This is a genomic window from Streptomyces sp. 8N114, assembly GCF_052245835.1.
GTDB lineage: Bacteria > Actinomycetota > Actinomycetes > Streptomycetales > Streptomycetaceae > Streptomyces.
On record NZ_JBQQBT010000029.1, the window covers coordinates 46,283 to 65,741 of the forward strand.

At 72.5% G+C, this 19,459-nt stretch carries 15 protein-coding genes; 3 read left to right on the forward strand and 12 right to left on the reverse strand.

From position 1 onward, the window contains the following. Positions 1-65 precede the first annotated feature (65 nt). The 4 genes from ald to ACTWQF_RS32930 form a co-directional block, all read right to left on the reverse strand. On the reverse strand, positions 66-1,181 hold the full coding sequence (ald, locus tag ACTWQF_RS32915) for an alanine dehydrogenase (RefSeq protein ID WP_443283429.1): 1,116 nt from the start codon (positions 1,179-1,181) through the stop codon (positions 66-68). 228 nt (positions 1,182-1,409) lie between these two features. Further along, the gene (locus ACTWQF_RS32920) at positions 1,410-3,734 is read right to left on the reverse strand and encodes a tetratricopeptide repeat protein (protein WP_443283401.1); all 2,325 of its coding nucleotides are present in this window, start codon (positions 3,732-3,734) and stop codon (positions 1,410-1,412) included. A gap of 192 nt (positions 3,735-3,926) precedes the next feature. Continuing rightward, on the reverse strand, positions 3,927-4,565 hold the full coding sequence (locus ACTWQF_RS32925) for an NUDIX domain-containing protein (protein WP_443283402.1): 639 nt from the start codon (positions 4,563-4,565) through the stop codon (positions 3,927-3,929). 5 nt (positions 4,566-4,570) lie between these two features. Beyond that, on the reverse strand, positions 4,571-6,220 hold the full coding sequence (locus tag ACTWQF_RS32930; RefSeq protein WP_443283403.1) for a CTP synthase: 1,650 nt from the start codon (positions 6,218-6,220) through the stop codon (positions 4,571-4,573). Positions 6,221-6,639: 419 nt separating this feature from the next. Between ACTWQF_RS32930 and ACTWQF_RS32935 the strand changes: the two genes are divergently transcribed. Beyond that, positions 6,640-8,469 (forward strand): glycoside hydrolase family 15 protein, encoded by a 1,830-nt coding sequence (locus ACTWQF_RS32935; protein WP_443283404.1) that lies wholly within the window; start codon positions 6,640-6,642, stop codon positions 8,467-8,469. 40 nt (positions 8,470-8,509) lie between these two features. On the opposite strand, the gene ACTWQF_RS32940 is transcribed toward ACTWQF_RS32935, so the two are convergent. The 8 genes from ACTWQF_RS32940 to ACTWQF_RS32975 form a co-directional block, all read right to left on the reverse strand. Continuing rightward, positions 8,510-9,736 carry a glycosyltransferase family 4 protein gene (locus ACTWQF_RS32940; protein ID WP_443283405.1) on the reverse strand — a complete coding sequence of 409 codons (1,227 nt, stop codon included), beginning with the start codon at positions 9,734-9,736 and terminating at the stop codon, positions 8,510-8,512. 158 nt (positions 9,737-9,894) lie between these two features. After that, positions 9,895-11,637, reverse strand: coding sequence for a DNA repair protein RecN (recN, locus tag ACTWQF_RS32945; RefSeq protein WP_443283406.1), 1,743 nt, complete (start codon positions 11,635-11,637; stop codon positions 9,895-9,897). Between the two features lie 300 nt (positions 11,638-11,937). After that, positions 11,938-12,957: an NAD kinase gene (locus ACTWQF_RS32950; protein WP_443283407.1), complete on the reverse strand. Its 1,020-nt coding sequence runs from the start codon at positions 12,955-12,957 to the stop codon at positions 11,938-11,940. Further along, complete coding sequence (locus ACTWQF_RS32955; RefSeq protein WP_443283408.1) at positions 12,954-13,760, reverse strand: TlyA family RNA methyltransferase; 807 nt, start codon at positions 13,758-13,760, stop codon at positions 12,954-12,956. The genes ACTWQF_RS32950 and ACTWQF_RS32955 overlap by 4 nt, the downstream gene beginning before the upstream one ends. Before the next feature lie 3 nt (positions 13,761-13,763). Continuing rightward, the gene (locus ACTWQF_RS32960; RefSeq protein ID WP_443283409.1) at positions 13,764-14,117 is read right to left on the reverse strand and encodes a hypothetical protein; all 354 of its coding nucleotides are present in this window, start codon (positions 14,115-14,117) and stop codon (positions 13,764-13,766) included. 47 nt (positions 14,118-14,164) lie between these two features. Continuing rightward, complete coding sequence (locus ACTWQF_RS32965; RefSeq protein WP_443283410.1) at positions 14,165-15,007, reverse strand: ABC transporter ATP-binding protein; 843 nt, start codon at positions 15,005-15,007, stop codon at positions 14,165-14,167. A gap of 67 nt (positions 15,008-15,074) precedes the next feature. After that, positions 15,075-16,127 (reverse strand): FecCD family ABC transporter permease, encoded by a 1,053-nt coding sequence (locus ACTWQF_RS32970; protein WP_443283411.1) that lies wholly within the window; start codon positions 16,125-16,127, stop codon positions 15,075-15,077. Next, complete coding sequence (locus tag ACTWQF_RS32975; protein ID WP_443283412.1) at positions 16,124-17,203, reverse strand: FecCD family ABC transporter permease; 1,080 nt, start codon at positions 17,201-17,203, stop codon at positions 16,124-16,126. Before ACTWQF_RS32975 ends, ACTWQF_RS32970 begins: the two co-directional genes overlap by 4 nt. A 192-nt stretch (positions 17,204-17,395) precedes the next feature. Between ACTWQF_RS32975 and ACTWQF_RS32980 the strand changes: the two genes are divergently transcribed. Beyond that, positions 17,396-18,424 carry an ABC transporter substrate-binding protein gene (locus tag ACTWQF_RS32980; protein WP_443283413.1) on the forward strand — a complete coding sequence of 343 codons (1,029 nt, stop codon included), beginning with the start codon at positions 17,396-17,398 and terminating at the stop codon, positions 18,422-18,424. Positions 18,425-18,512: 88 nt separating this feature from the next. Continuing rightward, complete coding sequence (locus tag ACTWQF_RS32985; protein WP_443283414.1) at positions 18,513-19,430, forward strand: siderophore-interacting protein; 918 nt, start codon at positions 18,513-18,515, stop codon at positions 19,428-19,430. Positions 19,431-19,459 lie beyond the last annotated feature (29 nt).

A 19,459-nucleotide genomic window follows, 5' to 3' on the forward strand; every position in this document is an offset into this window, starting at 1 on the left:
GGGGTTGACCCCGGCCGCGGGCTGAAGTCCCAGCCCTCACGCCAGCCCGCCGGCGGGTTCCGGGCTCAGCCCAGCAGCGTCGTGATGTCCCGCACCGGCAGGTCGTGCGCCTCGCCGACGGGGCCGTAAGTGACCTCCCCGTCATGGGCGTTGAGGCCCTTGGCCAGCGCGGAGTCGCGGCGCAGCGCCTCGCGCCAGCCGCGGTTGGCCAGCTCCACGATGTAGGGCAGCGTCGCGTTGGTCAGCGCGTGCGTGGAGGTGTTGGGCACGGCGCCGGGCATGTTGGCGACGCAGTAGAAGACCGAGTCGTGGACGCGGAAGGTCGGTTCGGCGTGGGTGGTCGGCCGCGAGTCCTCGAAGCAGCCGCCCTGGTCGATCGCGATGTCGACAAGAACACTTCCCGGCTTCATCCGGGAGACCAGCTCGTTGCTGATCAGCTTCGGGGCCTTGGCGCCCGGGATGAGGACGGCACCGACGACCAGGTCGGCCTCCAGCACCGCACGCTCCAACTCGAAGGCGTTGGAGGTGATGGTGCGCACCCGGTTGCCGAAGATCTTGTCGGCCTCGCGGAGCTTGTTGACGTCCTTGTCGAGCAGCGTGACGTGGAAGCCGAGGCCGACGGCGATCTGGGTGGCGTTCCAGCCGGAGACACCGCCGCCGATGACGACCGCGCGGCCCGGGTTCACGCCGGGCACGCCGCCGGGCAGCACGCCGCGGCCACCCGCGGAGGCCATCAGGTGGTAGGCACCGACCTGCGGGGCGATCCGGCCCGCGACCTCGGACATCGGCGCGAGCAGCGGCAGCGTCCGGTTGGCCGGCTCGACGGTCTCGTAGGCGATGGCCGTGGTGCCCGACTCCAGCAGCGCGTCGGTGCACTCGCGGGAGGCGGCGAGGTGGAGATAGGTGAAGAGGGTCTGGTCCTTGCGGAGCCTGTGGTACTCCTCGGCCACCGGCTCCTTGACCTTCAGCAGCAGGTCAGCCGTGGCCCACACCTCGTCCGCCGTAGCCAGGATGGTGGCACCGGCACCGGTGTACTCGGCGTCCGGGATGGAGGAGCCGACTCCGGCGTCCTTCTCCACGAACACCTCGTGACCGTTCCGCACCAGCTCGTTCACCCCGGCCGGGGTGATGGCGACACGGAACTCGTTGTTCTTGACCTCGCGGGGGATACCGACCTTCACGTCGATCACGGTCCTTCACTCAGGGTGCAGAAGGCAGAGAAAGCCGGGTCGCGCATGCTCGAAAACACCGGGGGGACCGCGGCTCGACCAGTCTAATGAAGGAAGCTGAGCTGTCCAGCCTTACAAAGGGTCGATCTTTTCCGGGATTGCTTTACGTTTCGCAGGTTGCCGGTGGTGTGGCGCGACAGAGCCCCTGTCGGCACCGCAGATGAGGCTCCGGACAGTCGCTCAGTGGCCCTCGTCACTGTCCGCCGAGTACCCAGGAACCGGTTCCGCTTCCTCCCGGCGCCCCGGCCCGAGGTCCGCCGCGGCGGCCCGCGGCGACGAGCCCCGCAGTCGCGCGGCTGCCGCACGGTGCCGCTGGGCCGCACGCAGGTCGCCCACCCGCGCGCAGGCGTCCGCGGCCCGCAGCTCCAGCGCCGACTCCAGCCGGACGTCCCCCGCTCCCCTGGAGACCTCCAGCGCCTGCCCCCAGGTACGCAGCGCGTCCTGCGGCCACCCGGCGTGCTCCTGCACCTGGGCGGCCTCCGCCAGCGCCCGCGCCTGGGCGCCGGGTTCCCGCAGCCTGCGGAAGACCGCCGCCGCGGCCCGCCAGGACCGCAGCGCCTCCTCCCAGCGCTCCGCCTGTGCGTGGACGGTGCCGATCCGGCCGTGCAGCCGTGCCGTGGCCTCCCGGTCGGCCCGCTCGTCCCGGGCCAGCCGCAGCGCGAGCGCCCTGCCGTACCAGTCGGCGGCCCGGTCGCAGTCGTCCAGTTCCGCATAGCTGTCACCCAGCGATTCCAGGGCCCGGCCCGCCGCCCGCTCGTCGTTGCCCCGGCGGGCCGCGTCCAGCGCCGTGCGGTAGCGGACGAGGGCTTCCTCGAACCGGTCCGTCCGCGCATCCAGATCCCCGAGGTTGAGCAGCGCCGCGGCACGCTCCCGGTGCATACGGTTACGCTCGGCGACCCGCAGCACCAGCTCGTGCAGCCGGTAGATCTCGGGCGCCGCCTCCTCGGGATCGCGGTGCGCGTCGAAGGCCCGGGCCAGCGCGGAGACCAGCCGGCGGGCGAGCGTGTCGAGCTCCCCCTCCCCCTCCGCGACGGCCATCCGGGCCGCCGACAGCAGCGCGGGCCGCCGTGCCTCCAGCCAGGCCCGCGCCTCCAGCGGGTGCAGGAAGCGCAGCGCCCGCGGCATTCCCGCCAGCTCCTTGCGCGCCTCGGACCCCGCCGGTTCGCATACCGCGCGGCACGCCTGGAGCTGACGTACCAGCCGCTCCAGCATCCGCGCCCGGGCCAGCAGCGCCTCGCCCGGACGCTCGTGCGCCGCCAACTCCGTGCGCAGCAGCGGATCCAGGCAGCCCGGCACCTGATAGCGGTCACTGCTGCTACCGCTGCTACCGCTTCCACCGCCGTCGCCGCCTTCGCCGCCTTCGTCGTCGAGCGGACGCAGCAGACCGAGCCGTACGTACACGTCCAGGGCCGCGTGCGCGGTGCTCACCGAGCAGCCGCCGAGCGCCGAGGCCAGCTGCGGGTCGACGACGCCGGCCGGCGCGAGGGAGAGCAGCCGCAGCAGGCGCGCGTGCGGGCGGGTCAGCGAATCGTGGACGAGCCGGAAGGCCCGTGCGAGGGGTGCGGGGGGCGTGCCGGGCGCGGAGGACGAGTGAGACGCGGGCGGCGCGGGGGCTCGCGGCGCCGGGGGCCGTGGCATCGAGGGCCGCGATGCCGGGGGCTGTGCTGCCTCCTCGCCATCCGGGCCGGCCTGTTCGCTCCCGGCCAGCCTCGTGTCGGCGTCGAGCACCGAGAGCTTGGGGTGTGCGCCGAGCCAGCCGCCCATCAGGGTGAGCGCGGCGGGGAGATCGCCGCACAGCTCGGCCAGTGCCTCGGCGCTGCGCGGATCCACCGTGATGCGGGGCGCGGAGCCCGCGTACCGGGCCAGCAGAGCGACGGCCGCGGCCCGGTCGAGGCCGCCGAGAGTGCAGGGGCGCACATCCGGCACATCGGTGAGCGGCCCGGAGGAGACGGCGACCACGAGACAGTCCCGGCTCTCCGGCGCCAGGTCGAGCACCTGGTCGGAGTCGGCCACGTCGTCGAGCAGCAGGATGACGCGGCCACGGCGGACGAGGGCGGCGCGCAGCGTCTCGGTGACGACGGACTCGTCGGCGCCGGGCGGCGGTGTGCCGGGAGCCGTTGCCCCGGACGCCCCGGTTTCCCCGGCTGTCCCGGTTGTCCCGTCCTGCGCGAGGGCCGCCAGCAGGTCGCGCGCGGTGCGTTCGGTGGGGACCCGGGTGCCGCCGGGATCGGTGAGGCGGGCCCGCAGCACGCCGCCCGGGTAGCGGTCGGCGATCCGGCGGACGAACTCTTCGGCGAGAGCGGTACGGCCGGAGCCGGGCGCCCCAGCGATCAGCAGCACCCGGCTCTGTGGGAGGGGGCGGCCGGAGATGGTGTGCAGCCCCGCACGTTCGATGTCCTCGCGCAGCGCGCGGAGTTCGCGGTCGCGGCCTGTGAAGGGGTGGGGTCCCGTGAAAGGGCGCGGGGCCGGCCCCGCCGTCGTGGGCTGCACCGCCTGATCTGTCACGGGCTACGCTCCCGTTCGCTGTTCACCTGGTGTGTGCGCGGAGGAATGGTTGCGAGCGTAGTTCACCGCGTAGGGGGGACAGCCGCCATTGGTTGCCGCGCCCGTCCCGAAAATCACCACATCGGCTCAGGTGACCTTCCCCGTCCACCCGCCCTCTTCACAGGGGCAGGCGGACGGGGTGGCGGGCTGCCGTTACATCGGGTCGAAGGGCCGTGCGGGCCATGGCGCTTGGGCGGGCCGCAGAGCGCCCAGCCCGCCACCGCTCGACAGCGCGGCGCTCAGCGCCAGGGACCCCACCACGAGGCAGTTGTTGTGCAGCTCCCCGGCCAGCGCGCCCCGCACCAGCTCCTCCAGCGGCACCCGGGCCAGCTCCATCTCGGCCTCTTCCTCGGCGACCTCGAAGCGCTCGCCCTCGACGTCGGAGAGCTGGCGGGCCAGGAAGATCCGTACGGCCTCCTCGCTGCCGCCGGGGGTGGTGTAGACGTCGACGAGTACCCGCCAGTCCTCGGCCTTGACGTGGGCTTCCTCGTACAGCTCCCGCTGCGCCGCCACCAGCGGGTTCTCGCCGGGCACGTCCAGCAGCCCGGCCGGGATCTCCCACAGCTTCTCGCGGACGGGGTGCCGGTACTGGCTGAGGACCAGGACGTGGTCCTGGTCGTCGAGGGCCAGGATGGCGACGGACCCGGGGTGGGTCTGGTAGTCGCGGCTGACGACGGAGCCGTCGGGCATCACGACGTGGTCGGTACGGACCCCGGTCTTGTTGCCCTGGAAGGGCTCGGAGGTCGCGGTGACCTCCCACTCCTCGGGGGTGTCGGCAATGCGGTCGGCCATGGTGCTCACTCCCCCTGCCGGCGCTCGACTGCGGCCTTGACCAGGCCGGCGAAGAGCGGGTGCGGGCGGGTCGGGCGGGAGCGCAGCTCGGGGTGGGCCTGGGTGGCGACCAGATAGGGATGGACGTCCCGCGGGTATTCGACGTACTCGACGAGCTTGTTGTCGGGCGAGGTGCCGGAGAAGACCAGGCCGGCCTTCTTCTCCAGCTCGGTGCGGTAGTGGTTGTTGACCTCGTACCGGTGGCGGTGGCGCTCCTCGACGTAGGGCTCGCCGCCGTAGGTCTCGCGCACGATGGAGCCCTCGGCGAGCTTGGCCGGGTACATGCCCAGCCGCATGGTGCCGCCCATGTCGCCCTCACCGGCGACGATGTCGAGCTGCTCCTCCATGGTGGAGATGACCGGGTGCGCGGTGCCCTGGTCGAACTCGGTGGAGTTCGCGTCCTTGATGCCCGCGAGGTTGCGGGCGCCCTCGATGACGATGCACTGCAGGCCCAGGCAGAGGCCGAGCAGCGGCACGCGGTTCTCGCGGGCGTAGGTGATGGCGCCGACCTTGCCGTCCACGCCGCGTTCGCCGAAGCCGCCGGGGATGCAGATGGCGTCGCAGTCGCCGAGTTGGCGCTTGGCGCCCTCGGGGGTGCGGCAGTCGTCGGAGGTGACCCACTTGATCTTGACGCGGGCCTTGTTGGCGAAGCCGCCCGCGCGCAGCGCCTCGGTGACCGACAGATAGGCGTCGGGCAGGTCGATGTACTTGCCGACCAGCGCGACCGTCACCTCGTGGTCCGGCTGGTGGACGCGGCGCAGCAGGTCCTCCCACTGGGTCCAGTCCACGTCGCGGAAGGGCAGGTCCAGCTTGCGGACGACGTAGGCGTCCAGGCCCTCGGAGTGCAGGACCTTGGGGATGTCGTAGATGGAGCGGGCGTCCTTGCAGGCGACCACGGCGGCGTCGTCCACGTCGCACATCAGCCCGATCTTCCGCTTGATGGAGACCGGCACGTCGCGGTCGGCACGCAGCACGATGGCGTCCGGCTGGATACCGATGTTGCGCAGCGCGGCGACGGAGTGCTGGGTGGGCTTGGTCTTCAGTTCGCCGGAGGGGCCGATGTAGGGCAGCAGCGAGATGTGCACGACGAAGACGTTGTCGCGGCCGACCTCGTGCCGCACCTGGCGGACGGCCTCCAGGAAGGGCAGCGACTCGATGTCCCCGACGGTGCCGCCGACCTCGGTGATGACGACGTCCACGTCGTCGGTGGCCATCCGGCGGATGCGGTGCTTGATCTCGTTGGTGATGTGCGGGATGACCTGCACGGTGTCGCCCAGGTATTCGCCGCGCCGCTCCTTGGCGATGACCGTGGAGTAGACCTGCCCTGTGGTGACGTTGGCGCTGCCGTCGAGGTCGACGTCGAGGAAGCGCTCGTAGTGGCCGATGTCCAGGTCGGTCTCGGCGCCGTCGTTGGTGACGAACACCTCACCGTGCTGGAAGGGGTTCATCGTGCCCGGGTCGACGTTCAGATAAGGGTCGAGCTTCTGCATGGTGACCCGCAGGCCGCGCGCCTTCAGGAGCGCGCCCAGGCTGGAGGCAGTGAGCCCCTTGCCGAGCGAGGAGGCGACACCCCCGGTGACGAAGAGGTGCTTGGTCGTCATGGACGTAGGCGGCATGGCCAAGAGGGGGCTCCCGTGGTCGCTTGGTGGGGTGCGGAGGCTGCATCCTGGAGCGGGTGTCCGAGGTGGCCTCGCTGCGGTTCGGGGGGCTTCGTCTCGAACAGATCGCGTTCGCGTGCCCACCGCTCCACGGGCTACCAGCGTAACAGTGCCGCCGGAGCGGTGCGGCTACCGAGGGGCCCCGCCGGGTCGGCGAGCGACTGGGCGCGTCCCAGCGTGATGGAGGAGTCGCAGCAGGTAAACGTCGGCAGAATGCAGCAGCGAAGGTCACCTAATCGGCGCAGCTGGACCCAGTCGACCGTCGAGCGGAAGGGTTCGCTGCGTCGTATCCTTCACGGACACTTGCCTGGGACAGGCAGAAACACACAGGTCATCCAGCACGTCCCGCGGGGGCGTCGCAGTTCGTTCGACTGGAGATGCACGTGGCTGGGCGCATCGAGGATTACGCACTCATCGGGGATATGCAGACCGCGGCCCTTGTCGGCAGGGACGGCACGGTCGACTGGCTCTGTCTACCCCGCTTCGACTCCCATGCGGTGTTCGCCGGCTTGCTCGGCACAGAGGAGCACGGCTTCTGGCGGGTGGGCCCGGCCCACCCGGCCGGCGGTGACCCGCCGCAGGCCGACCGCCGCCGCTACCGGGGGGACTCTCTCGTTCTCGAATCGGAGTGGGACACCCCGCGGGGTACCGTCCGGATCATCGACTTCATGCCTCCGCGTGAGAACCACGCACCTCAGCTGGTGCGGATCGTGGAGGGCGTCAGCGGGCGGGTGCGGATGCGCTCGGCGCTGCGGATGCGCTTCTCCTACGGCTGGGTCGTGCCGTGGGTGCACAAGGTGGGGCAGCGCACGGTGGCCGTCGCCGGGCCCGATTCGGTCTGGCTGGACACCGAGGCCGACACCTACGGCAAGGACCTGACGACCTACTCCGACTTCACCGTCGGCCCGGGCGACCGGGTGGCGTTCACCATCAGCTGGGAGGCGTCGCACCGGGAGGCACCGGAGCTGCCCGAGCCGGAGGAGGCGCTGCGCACCACCGAGGACTTCTGGCGCGAGTGGGTCGAGACCTGCACCTACCACGGGCCCTACCGGGAGGCCGTGGTCCGCTCGCTGATCACGCTCAAGGCGCTGACCTACGCGCCCACCGGCGGGATCGTCGCCGCGCCGACCACCTCGCTGCCCGAGGAGATCGGCGGGGTGCGGAACTGGGACTACCGCTTCACCTGGCTGAGGGACGCGGCCATCACCCTCTCCTCCCTCCTGCGCACCGGCTACCGCGAAGAGGCGCGCGCCTGGCGCGAATGGCTGCTGCGCGCGGTCGCCGGCGACCCGGAGAACCTCCAGATCATGTACGGCATCGCGGGCGAACGTGAACTGTCCGAGGCCGAGTTGAGCTGGCTGCCGGGGTACGAGGGTTCCACGCCGGTCCGGGTGGGCAACGGCGCCGCGGGCCAGCTCCAGCTGGATGTGTACGGCGAGATGGTCGAGGCGCTGCACCTGGGCCATATGACGGGCCTGGCGCGCAACGACTACGCCCAGCTGCTCCAGCTCAAGCTGATCGGCTACCTGGAGAACCACTGGGAGGAGAAGGACGAGGGCATCTGGGAGGTGCGCGGCCCGCGCCGGCACTTCGTGCACTCGAAGGTGATGGCCTGGGTGGCCGTCGACCGTACCGTCAAGCTCATCGAGTCGGGCGACGTGGACGGGCCGCTGGAGCGCTGGCGGGCCCTGCGTGACGAGATTCACCGCCAGGTCTGTGAGAAGGGCTACGACAAGGAGCGGAACACCTTCACCCAGTCCTACGGCTCCAAGGAGCTGGACGCCTCGCTGCTGCTGATCCCGCAGATGGGCTTCCTGCCGCCGGACGACAAGCGGGTCATCGGCACCATCGAGGCCATCCAGCGCGAGCTGACCACCGAGGACGGCTTCGTGCTGCGCTACCCCACCAGCAGCGAGGCGGGCGAGCACGGCACCGCCGAGAACGTGGACGGGCTCGCGGGCGAGGAGGGGGCCTTCCTGGCCTGCTCGTTCTGGCTCGCCGACGACCTGGCGATGATCGGGCGGGTGGACGAGGCCAGGAAGCTGTTCGAGAAGCTGCTCGCCCTGCGCAACGACGTGGGTCTGCTGGCGGAGGAGTGGGACTCCGTGCGCCAGCGGCAGGTCGGCAACTTCCCGCAGGCGTTCAGCCATGTCCCGCTGATCGACACCGCACTGCGCCTGACGGCGTCGGGAGCGTACGGGGTCTGAGCCGGCTCCGGGCGGAATCGTCGAAGGAAGTCCGACCGGCTCAGCCGGCACCTGCGGCCGGGCCTCTGACTTCGTCGTAGACGCTGAGCACTTGGGCCGCGGCGTCGTCCTCGGTCGGCCAGGTGCGGGCCCGTTCACGTCCCGCGGCGGCGAGTGCGGCGCGGCGGGCCGGGTCGGCGAGGAGGGCGAGGACGGCGGCGGAGAGGGAGTCGGCGTCGCCGCTCGGCACCAGTACGGCGGCGGTGCCGACCAGTTCGGGAACGCCGCCACCGTCCGCGGCAACCAGCGGCACACCGGCACGCAGGGCCTCCTGGGCGACCAGTGAGCGCCCCCGGCACCGTGTGGGCAGCAGCGCGATGTCGGCGCTCGCCAGCAGCCCCAACGCGTCGTCCCGCCGCCCCAGCAGCCGTACGGGCAGTTTCTCCGCGTCGATCCGGTGCTGGAGCGACACCCGCTGCGGGCCTTCCCCGGCGACGGCGAGCAGCGGCGGCGGGGTGAGGTGGCGCCAACCGCGGGAGGCGGTCAGCGCGGTGTCGTGGCCGCGCTGCCCGTCGAGCCGGCCGATGGTCAGGACCAGCGGGCGGTCGAGGGCGCCGATACCGGCGCGTGCCTTGTGCCGCAGCGCTTCGGCCTCGCCCTCGCACTCGTCCCCCGGCCGGCTCGCCCCGGCGCGGGCCAGCGGGATGGGTGCCGGGGCGAGCCGTGCGTCGCGGGCGCCGCTGCGGCGCGCCATGTCGACCACCTCGGTGGTGGTGCCGAGCACCACGGTGGCGGCGCGGGCCACCCGCCTCGCGAGCAGCCGGGTCACCAGTTCGCGGGCGGCATCCGCACGGGAGGCGTGCTCCGGCCGGGCCGTGGGCAGCGTGTGCCAGGTGACGACGAGCGGCAGCTCACCGCGCCGCCTGCCGAGCGCGGAGGCGGCCAGCAGCCCCGCGCGCAGGCCGTGTGCGTGGACGAGGTCGGCGTCGGCGCAGACAGTACGCAGCCGGGCCACCGCGTCCGCCTCCGTACGGCCCGGCAAGGCGGCGAACTCCGCGCCGGTCTCCGTGAAGGCGTGCCGCAGTGCGCCGTCGTACCGGGTGCACACCGTCACCCGTACCCCGCGTGCGGTCAGCCCCTGGGCGAGGGAGCGCGCGTGGGCTGCCGTCCGGGCCGAGGGCGCCTCGGCCCCGTCGGCCGCCGGGCCGCCGCCGAGCACGTGGACGACGTGCGACGGTCGAGCGCCGACCGCGGGCCGACGCGGCGCGTGGGTACGGCTCGGGCTCACGACAGGCGGGCTCCTGGCTGGCAGTGGGGGGCTGGGTCTGCCCAGGATGCCAGGCGCGGGGGCCCGCCGTGCCGCCGTACGGCGCGGAGTGCCGCCACGGTGGGGCGCACGCGCGGCGCTCTCACTCACACGAGTGACAGCGCTCGTGCCGCAGAACGTCACGTTCCGGTGCGGGCTGCTTCGAGAAGTTCCTCGGCGTGGGCGCGGGCGAGTTCGGAGTCCTCCTGGCCGGCGAGCATCCGGGACAGCTCACGCACCCGGTCCTCGCCCTCCATGGCCTGGACGCCGCTGCGGGTCACCGTGCCGTCGTCGGTCTTCTGCACCACGAGGTGGCGGTCGGCGAACGCGGCGACCTGCGGGAGATGCGTGACCACGACCACCTGGGCCGACTTGGCCAGCCGCGCCAGCCTGCGGCCGACCTCGACGGCCGCCTTGCCGCCGACGCCCGCGTCCACCTCGTCGAAGAGGTAGGTCGGCACCGGGTCGGAGTCGGCGAAGACGACCTCCACAGCGAGCATCACCCGGGACAGCTCGCCGCCGGACGCGCCCTTGGCGATGGGCCGGGGCGGGGCGCCCGGGTGCGGGGCGAGCAGCAGTTCCACCTCGTCCGTGCCGTGCGGGCCGAAGGCGAGGGTGCGCCCGTCGACCTCCAGCCCGTCGGGGTCCTCGGCGTGCTTGAGTTCGAAGGTGACCCGGGCGTGCGGCATGGCCAGCTCGGACAGCTCCTCGGTGACCGCGTCCGCGAACCGCTTGGCGGCGTCTGCGCGCGCCTCGGTCAGCGTACGGGCGAGCGTGGCGAGTTCGGTGCGGAGCGCGTCGCGTTCGGCGCCCAGCTCGCCGATCCGGTCGTCGTCGCCTTCCAGTTCGGCCAGCCGCTCGGTGCTCTGCTCGGCCCAGGCCAGCACGGCGGTGATGTCCTCGCCGTACTTGCGGGTGAGCTGGGCCAGTGCGGCGCGGCGTTCCTCGACGGCGGCGAGGCGGAGCGGGTCGGCGTCCAGGTCGTCGGCGTATCCGGCCAGTTCGCCCGCGATGTCGGAGAGCAGGATGTGCACCTCGCCCAGCCGGTCGGCGAGCGCCGCGAGCGCCGGGTCGTGCCTGCGCACCGCCTCCAGGGCGCGGTGGGCTCCCCCGACGAGGGTGGCGGCGTCGACGCCCTCCGGGTCGGCGGGATCGCCGGCCAGGGCACCGTGCGCGGTGGTGGCTGCGGAGGCCAGCGCCTCGGCGTGGCCCAGCCGTTCGGCCTCGGCCGCGAGCTCGGCGTCCTCGCCGGGCTGGGGTTCGGCGGCCTCGACCTCCTGGATGCCGAACCGCAGCATGTCGGCTTCCTGGGCCCGTTCGCGGGCGCGGGTGGTCAGCTCGGTCAGCTCGGCGGCGACGGTACGCAGCCTGCGGTACGCCTCCTGATAGGCGGCCAGCGGCCGGGACACGGCCTGACCCGCGTAGCGGTCCAGCGCCTCGCGCTGCCGCGCTGCACGCAGCAGGCCCTGCTGGTCGGTCTGGCCGTGCACGGCCACCAGGTCGTCGCTGAGCTCCGCCAGCAGCCCGACCGGCACCGAGCGCCCGCCCACGTGGGCGCGCGAGCGGCCTTCGGCCGAGACGGTGCGGCTGACCAGCAGCGCCCCCTCGTCCAGCTCCGCGCCCGCCTCCTCGGCGCGGCGCGCGGCCGGCGCTTCCGGCGCGAGCGCGATCCGGCCCTCGACGAGGGCCGACTTGGCGCCGACCCGGACGAGTCCGGCGTCGGCGCGCCCGCCGAGCAGCAGCCCGAGGCTCGTGACGACCATGGTCTTGCCGGCCCCGGTCTCACCGGTCACCGCGGTGAAGCCGGGGGACAGCTCGACAACGGCGTCGTCGATCACGCCCAGGGCTTTGATCCGCATCTCCTCCAACACGGATACGACCATACGAGGTCCGCCCGCGTCGGCCACACCAGTGGTCCGGGTGGTAGCCGGATCGTGGGGTGCCCCGCCATGCCGATCCATCGCCCTTCGCCCGCCTTGTACGTTTTCTCCCCTCGCCCGGGCTGCGCCCCGAAGGGGCGCGGGGAACGGCTCCCCCTGGGGGTACCTCCCGGCCGGAGGCTGGGGGACTCCGGCCGGGAGGTGCCCCCACCAGCCACGACGGACCCGCAGCCTGCATACGTCGACCAGGGGCACCCCCTCCCCAGAACAACGGGAGGGGGCAAGCAAAACCCGCCGAAAAACTTACCGCGGCGCCCCGCGCCAGCCTGTGACGGGCAGCGCGAACTTGGCCACCAGGCGGTCCGTGAACGAGGCATGGTGCAGCCGCGCCAGCCGTACCGGCACCGCGCCGCGCCGCACCTCGACCCGGGCCCCGGCCGGCAGTTCGACGCTGCGCCGTCCATCGGCCCACAGCACCCCGTGCGGAGTCTGCGGCTGCACCTCGACGGCCAGCACCGAATCGGGCGCGGTCACCAGGGGCTTGGCGAACAGCGCGTGCGCGCTGATCGGCACCATCAGCAGCGCCTCGACCTCGGGCCACACCACGGGCCCGCCCGCGGAGAAGGCGTACGCGGTGGATCCGGTGGGGGTGGCGCACACCACTCCGTCACCGCCGAAGCTGGAGACGGGACGGCCGTCGACCTCGATGACGACCTCCAGCATCCGCTCCCGGGCGGCCTTTTCGACCGAGACCTCGTTGAGCGCCCAGTCGGCGTGCACGATATGGCCGCTGCCGGGGCTCTGCGGGTTGTAGCCCGCGTTGCGTACGAGTACGTCGAGGGTCATCCGCTCCTCGACCTCGTAGGCGCGGGAGACGACCCGGTCCACGACCTTGTCCAGGTCGTCCCGCTCGGCCTCGGCGAGGAAGCCGACCCGGCCGAGGTTGACGCCCAGCATCGGTACGCCCGAGGCACGGGCGAACTCGGCGCCCCGCAGCAGCGTCCCGTCCCCGCCGAGCACGACCAGCAGTTCGCAGCCCTCTGCGGCGTCCGGCTTGGCCGTCACGGTCTGCACCCGGTCGGGCAGCGGCAGGTCGACCGCCTCTTCCGCGAGTACCCGCACCCCGATCCCGCAGCGCAGCAGCCCCTGGACGACCAGTTCGGCGCTGCGCACGGCGGCGGGTCTGCCGGTGTGGGCGAGAAGGAAGACCGTACGGTCTCCGGCCCCGGCACCGGGGGCCCGGTCTCCGGTCTCGGCAACGGGAACCTCCGCGCTGACCGGGCGGATCCCGGAGGGCGCATTCGCTCGGCTGTCCTCGGTCACTTGGGCCCCTCCGCCACCGCTCGCTCGACTTCGGCCGGGTCGAGGTCGTCGGCCCCGGCACGCAGCCACAGAAAGTATTCGACGTTTCCCGAGGGCCCGGGCAGCGGACTCGAGGTGACACCCAGCGCGCCCAGACCCAGGGCAGCCGCCTGTCCCGCGACCGTGCGCACGGCCTCGGCACGCAGCTGAGGGCTGCGGACCACACCACCGCTGCCCAGCCGTTCTCTGCCCACTTCGAACTGTGGCTTCACCATCAGCACCAGATCCGCCTCGGGTACGGCGCACCGGACGAGCGCGGGCAGCACGAGCCCCAGGGGGATGAACGACAGGTCACCGACGACGAGTTCCACGGGCTCGCCGCCGATGGCCTCCAGCGTCAGTTCCCGGACATTCGTACGGTCCTTGACGGTGACCCGGGGGTCGCTCTGCAAGGACCAGGCCAGCTGCCCGTACCCCACGTCCACAGCGACGACATGGCCCGCGCCGGCACGCAGCAGCACATCGGTGAAGCCGCCGGTGGAGGCGCCCGCATCAAGCGCACGCCGGCCTGCCACCCGCAGCCCGCGCGGAACGAAGGCGTCCAGCGCCCCGGCGAGCTTGTGGCCGCCGCGCGAGACGTAGTCCGGATCGCTCTCGTCCGCCTTGACGACCAGGGCGGCGCTCGTCTCGACCTGGGTGGCCGGTTTGGCCGCCACATTGCCCCCGACCGTGACCCGCCCCGCGGCGATCAACTGGCCGGCGTGCTCCCGCGAACGGGCGAGGTTGCGGCGCACCAGCTCCGCGTCGAGTCGGCGTCGTGCCACGGCTCAGCTCCGGGGGGTGTGGGGTCGGTCCAGCGCGGCCAGGCTCTCGCGCAGGCCGCGGTGGACATCTTCGTACACCTCCAGATGGCCGGAGACGGCGAGGTGGTCGGCGTCCTCCAGCCGCCTCAGCTGGGCGTCGACCGAGGCGTACCCGGTGGGGCGCACGCCCACGCCGAGGGGCCGCGGGCCGTCGTCGGGCTCGGCGGCCCCGGCGCCCTCTTCGTGGTCCGGCTCGGCCTGCCCGTGCGGCTCCTCGGGCTGCGCTGTCTCGTCGTACCGCTCGGTGCCGCTTACCGAGAGGTGCTGCTCGGGGGTGGGGGCGTGCCCGGGCCCGGGTCCCTGCGCGAACTCGCTCATGCCCCGACGCTACCTCCCGGGTCTGACAGACCCCCGGGTCCGACGGCTCAGCGCCGCGCGGCGGGCACCACCAGGGGGGTGCCGGTCTCCGGGTCGTCGATGACGCGGCAGGGCATGCCGAAGACCTCCTCCACCAGCTCGGCCGTCACCACCTCGCGGGGATCCCCCTGCGCGACGATCCGGCCGTCCCGCATGGCGATCAGGTGCGTGGCGTAGCGGGCCGCGTGGTTGAGATCGTGCAGCACGGCGACGAGGGTGCGCCCCTCCTCCTCGTGCAGTCGCGCGCACAGGTCGAGGATTTCGATCTGGTGCGCGATGTCGAGATAGGTGGTGGGCTCGTCCAGCAGCAGCAGCGGCGTCTGCTGGGCGAGCGCCATGGCGATCCATACGCGCTGCCGCTGGCCGCCGGAGAGTTCGTCGACGAACCGGTCGCCGAGCTTCTCGACGCCGGTGGCCGCCATGGACTCGGCCACCACCCGCTCGTCGTCCCGCGACCACTGGCGCAGCAGCCCCTGGTGCGGGTAGCGGCCGCGGGCCACCAGGTCGGCGACGGTGATCCCGTCGGGGGCCGTGGACGACTGGGGCAGCAGGCCCAGGGTGCGGGCCAGCGCCTTGGCCGGTATGCCCGCGATGTCGCTGCCGTCCAGCAGCACCTGTCCCTCGGCGGGCTTGAGCATCCGCGAGAGGGCGCGCAGCAGCGTCGACTTGCCGCAGGCGTTGGGGCCGACCACGACCGTGAACGACCGGTCGGGCACGGCGACGTCGAGCTCAGCGGCGATGGTGCGCTGGTCGTAGGCGAGGGTGAGTCGGTGCCCGGTCAGCCGGGGGTCGCCGGTCGCCGTGGCAGCACCGTCGGAGGCCGGCTCCTTGTTGTCCGTCGCGGTCTTCATCGTGTCCCCGCCTCTGTCGTGTGCTTGACGTGCTTGCGTTCCGGCCCGGCCAAAACGTTCGACCCTCTCATATACGTCCCGCCCTGCGCTCGCTCGCCAGCAGCCACACCAGGTAGCCGCCGCCCACTACGCCGGTGATCACGCCGACGGGGAGCTGATGTTCTCCGAAGGCCCGCTGGGCCATCAGGTCGGCGCAGATCAGCAGGGCTGCGCCCATGCACAGGGAGGGCAGCAGATTGGGGCCCGGCGCCTTGGTCAGCCGCCGGGCGAGCTGCGGTGCCGTCAGCGCGACGAAGGAGACGGGCCCCGCCGCGGCGGCCGACAGCGCCACCAGCAGTACTCCGGCGGCCAGCAGCGCGAGCCGGGTGCGTTCGACGCGGACACCGAGCGCGCCGGCCGCGTCGTCGCCCATCTCCATCATCCGCAGGGCACGCCCGCAGCCGAGCAGCACCAGGGGGACGATCACCACCATGCCGAAGACCAGCGGCAGTACGTCGCCCCAGCCGCGCCCGTCCAGGCTGCCGGTCATCCACAGCACGGCCCGGGACGCCTCGGTGATGCCCGCGCGAGTGATGAGGTAGCTGTTGACGCCGGTCAGGATGGCGGTGGCGCCGACACCGACGAGCACCAGCCGGTAGCCGTGCATGCCGCGCTTCCAGGCGAGGGCGTAGATCAGCGTGCCGGTGACGACGGCTCCGGCGACGGCGCCGCCCGCCAGCAGTGCGCTGCTGCCGCCCGCGGCGAAGATGACCAACAGCGCCCCGGACGCGGCCCCGTTGGTGAAGCCGAGGATGTCGGGGCTGCCGAGCGGGTTGCGGACGACCGCCTGGAAGACGGCGCCGCACAGCCCCAGGCTCGCCCCGACGAGCAGTGCGGTCACGGTGCGGGGCAGCCGCAGTTCGTTGACGATGAACGCGTCGGCGGGGTCGCCCCCTCCGAGCAGCGTACGGATCACGTCGTCGGGCGCCATCGGGTATTCGCCGCTGCCGATCGCGAACACGGCGGCGACCAGCGCGAGCACCACGCAGCCGGCGCCGACGAGCAGCGCGCGCGGGCGGTAGTTGACGGAGAGGCCGCCGGGGGTGCGTATGACACTCGTACGGATACCGGTGAGGCTCATGCGTGTGCCACCCTCCGCCTGCGTACGAAGTAGAGGAAGAACGGCCCGCCCACCACGACGGTCACGATGCCGACCTGGAGTTCGCTGGGCCGGCCCACGATGCGGCCGATGATGTCGGCGCCGATCAGCAGCACGGGCGCCAGCACCGCGCAGTACGGCAGCATCCAGCGCTGGTCGGGACCGGTGAGCGCACGCACCATGTGCGGCACCATCAGCCCGACGAAGACGATCGGTCCGCAGGCGGCGGTCGCGGCGCCGCACAGCAGGGTGATGGCCACGATGGCTGCGGCGCGGGTCCGCGCCGGCCGGGAGCCGAGGGAACGTGCCGCGTCGTCGCCGAGCGCGAGCGCGTTCAGCGGCCGGGCCAGGACGAGCGCGAGCAGGGTGCCGACGGCGATGAAGGGCAGGGCCGAGACGACCGTCGAGTCCTGGGCGCGGGCGAGCGAGCCGACCATCCAGAACCGCATCCGGTCCAGCGAGGCGGTGTCCAGGAGCTGAACGGCGCTCACATACGAGATCAGCGCGGCGTTCAGCGCCGTCCCCGCGAGGGCGAGCCGGGCAGGGGTGGCGCCGCGCCCGCCGCCGACCGCGTAGACGAGTACGGAGACGGCGGCGGCACCGAGGAAGGCGAAGCCGATGTAGCCGGTGTACCCGGCGACGCCGAAGAACGAGATGGCGGTGACGACGGCTGCCGCCGCGCCCGCGTTGATGCCCAGCAGCCCGGGGTCCGCCAGCGGGTTGCGGGTGAGCGCCTGGATGACGCCGCCCGCCAGGCCGAGCGCGACACCCGCGAGCAGCCCGAGGAGGGTGCGGGGCAGCCGCATCTCGTGGACGACGGTGTAGCTCGCCGAGCCGCTGTCGACGAGCCCCGACCACGCCTCGCCGAACGAGAGCGGGCGGGCGCCGAAGGCGAGGCTGAGGAAGACGACGAGCAACAGGGCGAGCAGGGCTGCCAGCAGCCCGGTGGCCCGGGCGAGCGGAGCCCGGGCACGTGCGGGCTGTTCCCGCCCGGCCGCCGACTGTTCTTCTCCGGCCGCTGAACCCCCTTGGACCTGCGGGGACTTGGTGAGAGTCACGTACGCGCTCCGGTCGGGGCCGGGAGACTCGGGGCGCCCGGCCACTGGACAACAACAACTTTGGTTAGGTTAACCTAACTACGAACTCGGCCCCACGGCCGCCCCGTACCTACGCCCCGTATGTACGCCCCGTATGTACGCCCCGCAGCATGCCCGCGGCGCGTCTCAGCACGTCGAGAGAAGGCCGGAGAAATGCCCAGCTCTTCCCCTGTACCCCACCTTTCGCGCCGCGGTCTGCTGGCCGCGGGCGGCGCCGTCGGTCTCGGAGCGCTGCTCGCCGCCTGCGGAAGCGACGACTCCGGGTCCGGTTCGGGTGGCGGCTCGAAGGGCGACGGCTGGTCCTTCACCGACGGCCGCAAGAAGAAGGTCACCCTGGACGCCGCTCCCGAGCGGATCGTCGCCTACATCGGCGCGGCAGCGGCCCTGTGGGACTTCGGTGTCCGCGAGCAGGTCGTCGGCGTCTTCGGCCCGACGAAGCAGAAGAACGGCAAGCCCGACGTGCTCGCCGGCGACATGGACATCTCCAAGGTGAAGATCATCGGCAACGCCTTCGGCGAGTTCGACCTGGAGAAGTACGCCAAGCTCCGTCCCGAGCTGCTGATCAGCAACATGTACCTCAAGGACGCGCTCTTCTACGTCCCGGACGAGAGCAAGGACAAGATCTACAAGCTTGCGCCCCAGGTGGGCATCAAGTCGTCGCATGTCCCGATGGTCGAGGTCATCCAGCAGTACGCGAAGCTCGCCCAGTCGCTGGGCGCGAACGTGAAGACCAAGTCCGTCACGGACGCCAAGGCCCGGTTCGAGAAGGCGGCCGAGCGGCTGCGCAAGGCCGCGAAGAGCGGCATCCGCGTCATGGCCGCCTCCGGCGCCGCCGATCTGCTCTATGTCTCCGACCCCGACGCCAACTCCGACCTTCAGTACTTCAAGCAGCTGGGTGTCGAGTTCGTGAAGCCCAAGAAGGTCACGCAGCAGGGCTTCTTCGAGGAGCTGAGCTGGGAGAACGCCGACAAGTACCAGGCGGACCTGATCATTCTGGACAACCGCACCCAGTCCCTCCAGCCCAAGGCCCTCAAGTCGAAGCCGTCCTGGAACGACCTCCCGGCCGTCAAGAAGGGCCAGGTCGCCTCGTGGGCGGCCGAACCGCGCTTCTCGTACGCGGGCGCCGCACCGCTGCTGGAGGACCTCGCGGAAGCGATCGAGAAGGCCAAGAAGGTCGGTTGAGCCTCTGATCCGCTGCCGCGCCCGACGGCCCAGCACCTTCCCGTACCCCCGCACAGCGAACCCGCCCCTTTCGGGAGGAGCAGACACGATGAGCAGCACGGTCAGCACGGCGCCGCCCGCGCCCTCCACCGTTCCGTTCGAGTTCTTCGAACTGCGCGTCGTACGGACCCGTCGGCTGGGTCCGACCATGCTGCGGGTCACCTTCGGAGGCCACGGCTTGGATCGTTTCGCCTCCGGCGGCCGGGACCAGCGCTTCAAACTCTTCCTGCCGCAGCCGGGACAGACCGCGCCCGTGGTGCCCACTCAGGCGGGCGAGAACTGGTTCACCGAGTGGCGCGCGATGGACGAGAACATCCGCGGGATCATGCGCAGTTACACCGTGCGGGCGCTGCGCTCAGGCGGCGAGTACGGCGCAGGGGTACCTGCCGGCCGAGGGCTGGGCGCTGCCGAACTGGACGTCGACTTCGCCCTGCACGGCGAGAGCGGCCCCGCCTCGCGCTGGGCGCTGCGGGCGATGCCCGGGGACCGGGTCACCCTGCTCGGCCCGGTCGTCGAGGACAACGCGGGCGTCGATTTCCGGCCGCCCGAGGGCACCGACTGGGTGCTGCTGAGCGGCGACGAGACGGCACTGCCCGCCATCGGCGCCATCCTGGAGTGGCTGCCCGCGGGGATGCCGGTACGGGTGTTCGCGGAGGTCCCGCACCGGGAGGACGTCCAGGACCTGCCGACCCTCTCGGATGCGCGGTTCAGCTGGCTGGTGCGGGACGAGGCGGCCACCGGTTCCCGGCTGGAGCGGATGGTCGAGTCCGTGCGCGCCGCCGAGCTGCCCCCAGGCACGCCTTATGCATGGCTCGCGGGCGAGGCCGGCACCGTCAAGGCGCTGCGGCGGCATCTGGTGACCGAGCGCTGCTTCGACCGCCGGGCCGTCAAGTTCACCGGGTACTGGCGGTTGGGCGCGACCGAGGAGCAGCTGGTTGCGGAGGCACTTGCGGGCGCGGCCGGCTGAGGGCACAGCAGCGCTGACCCGGCTGGGGC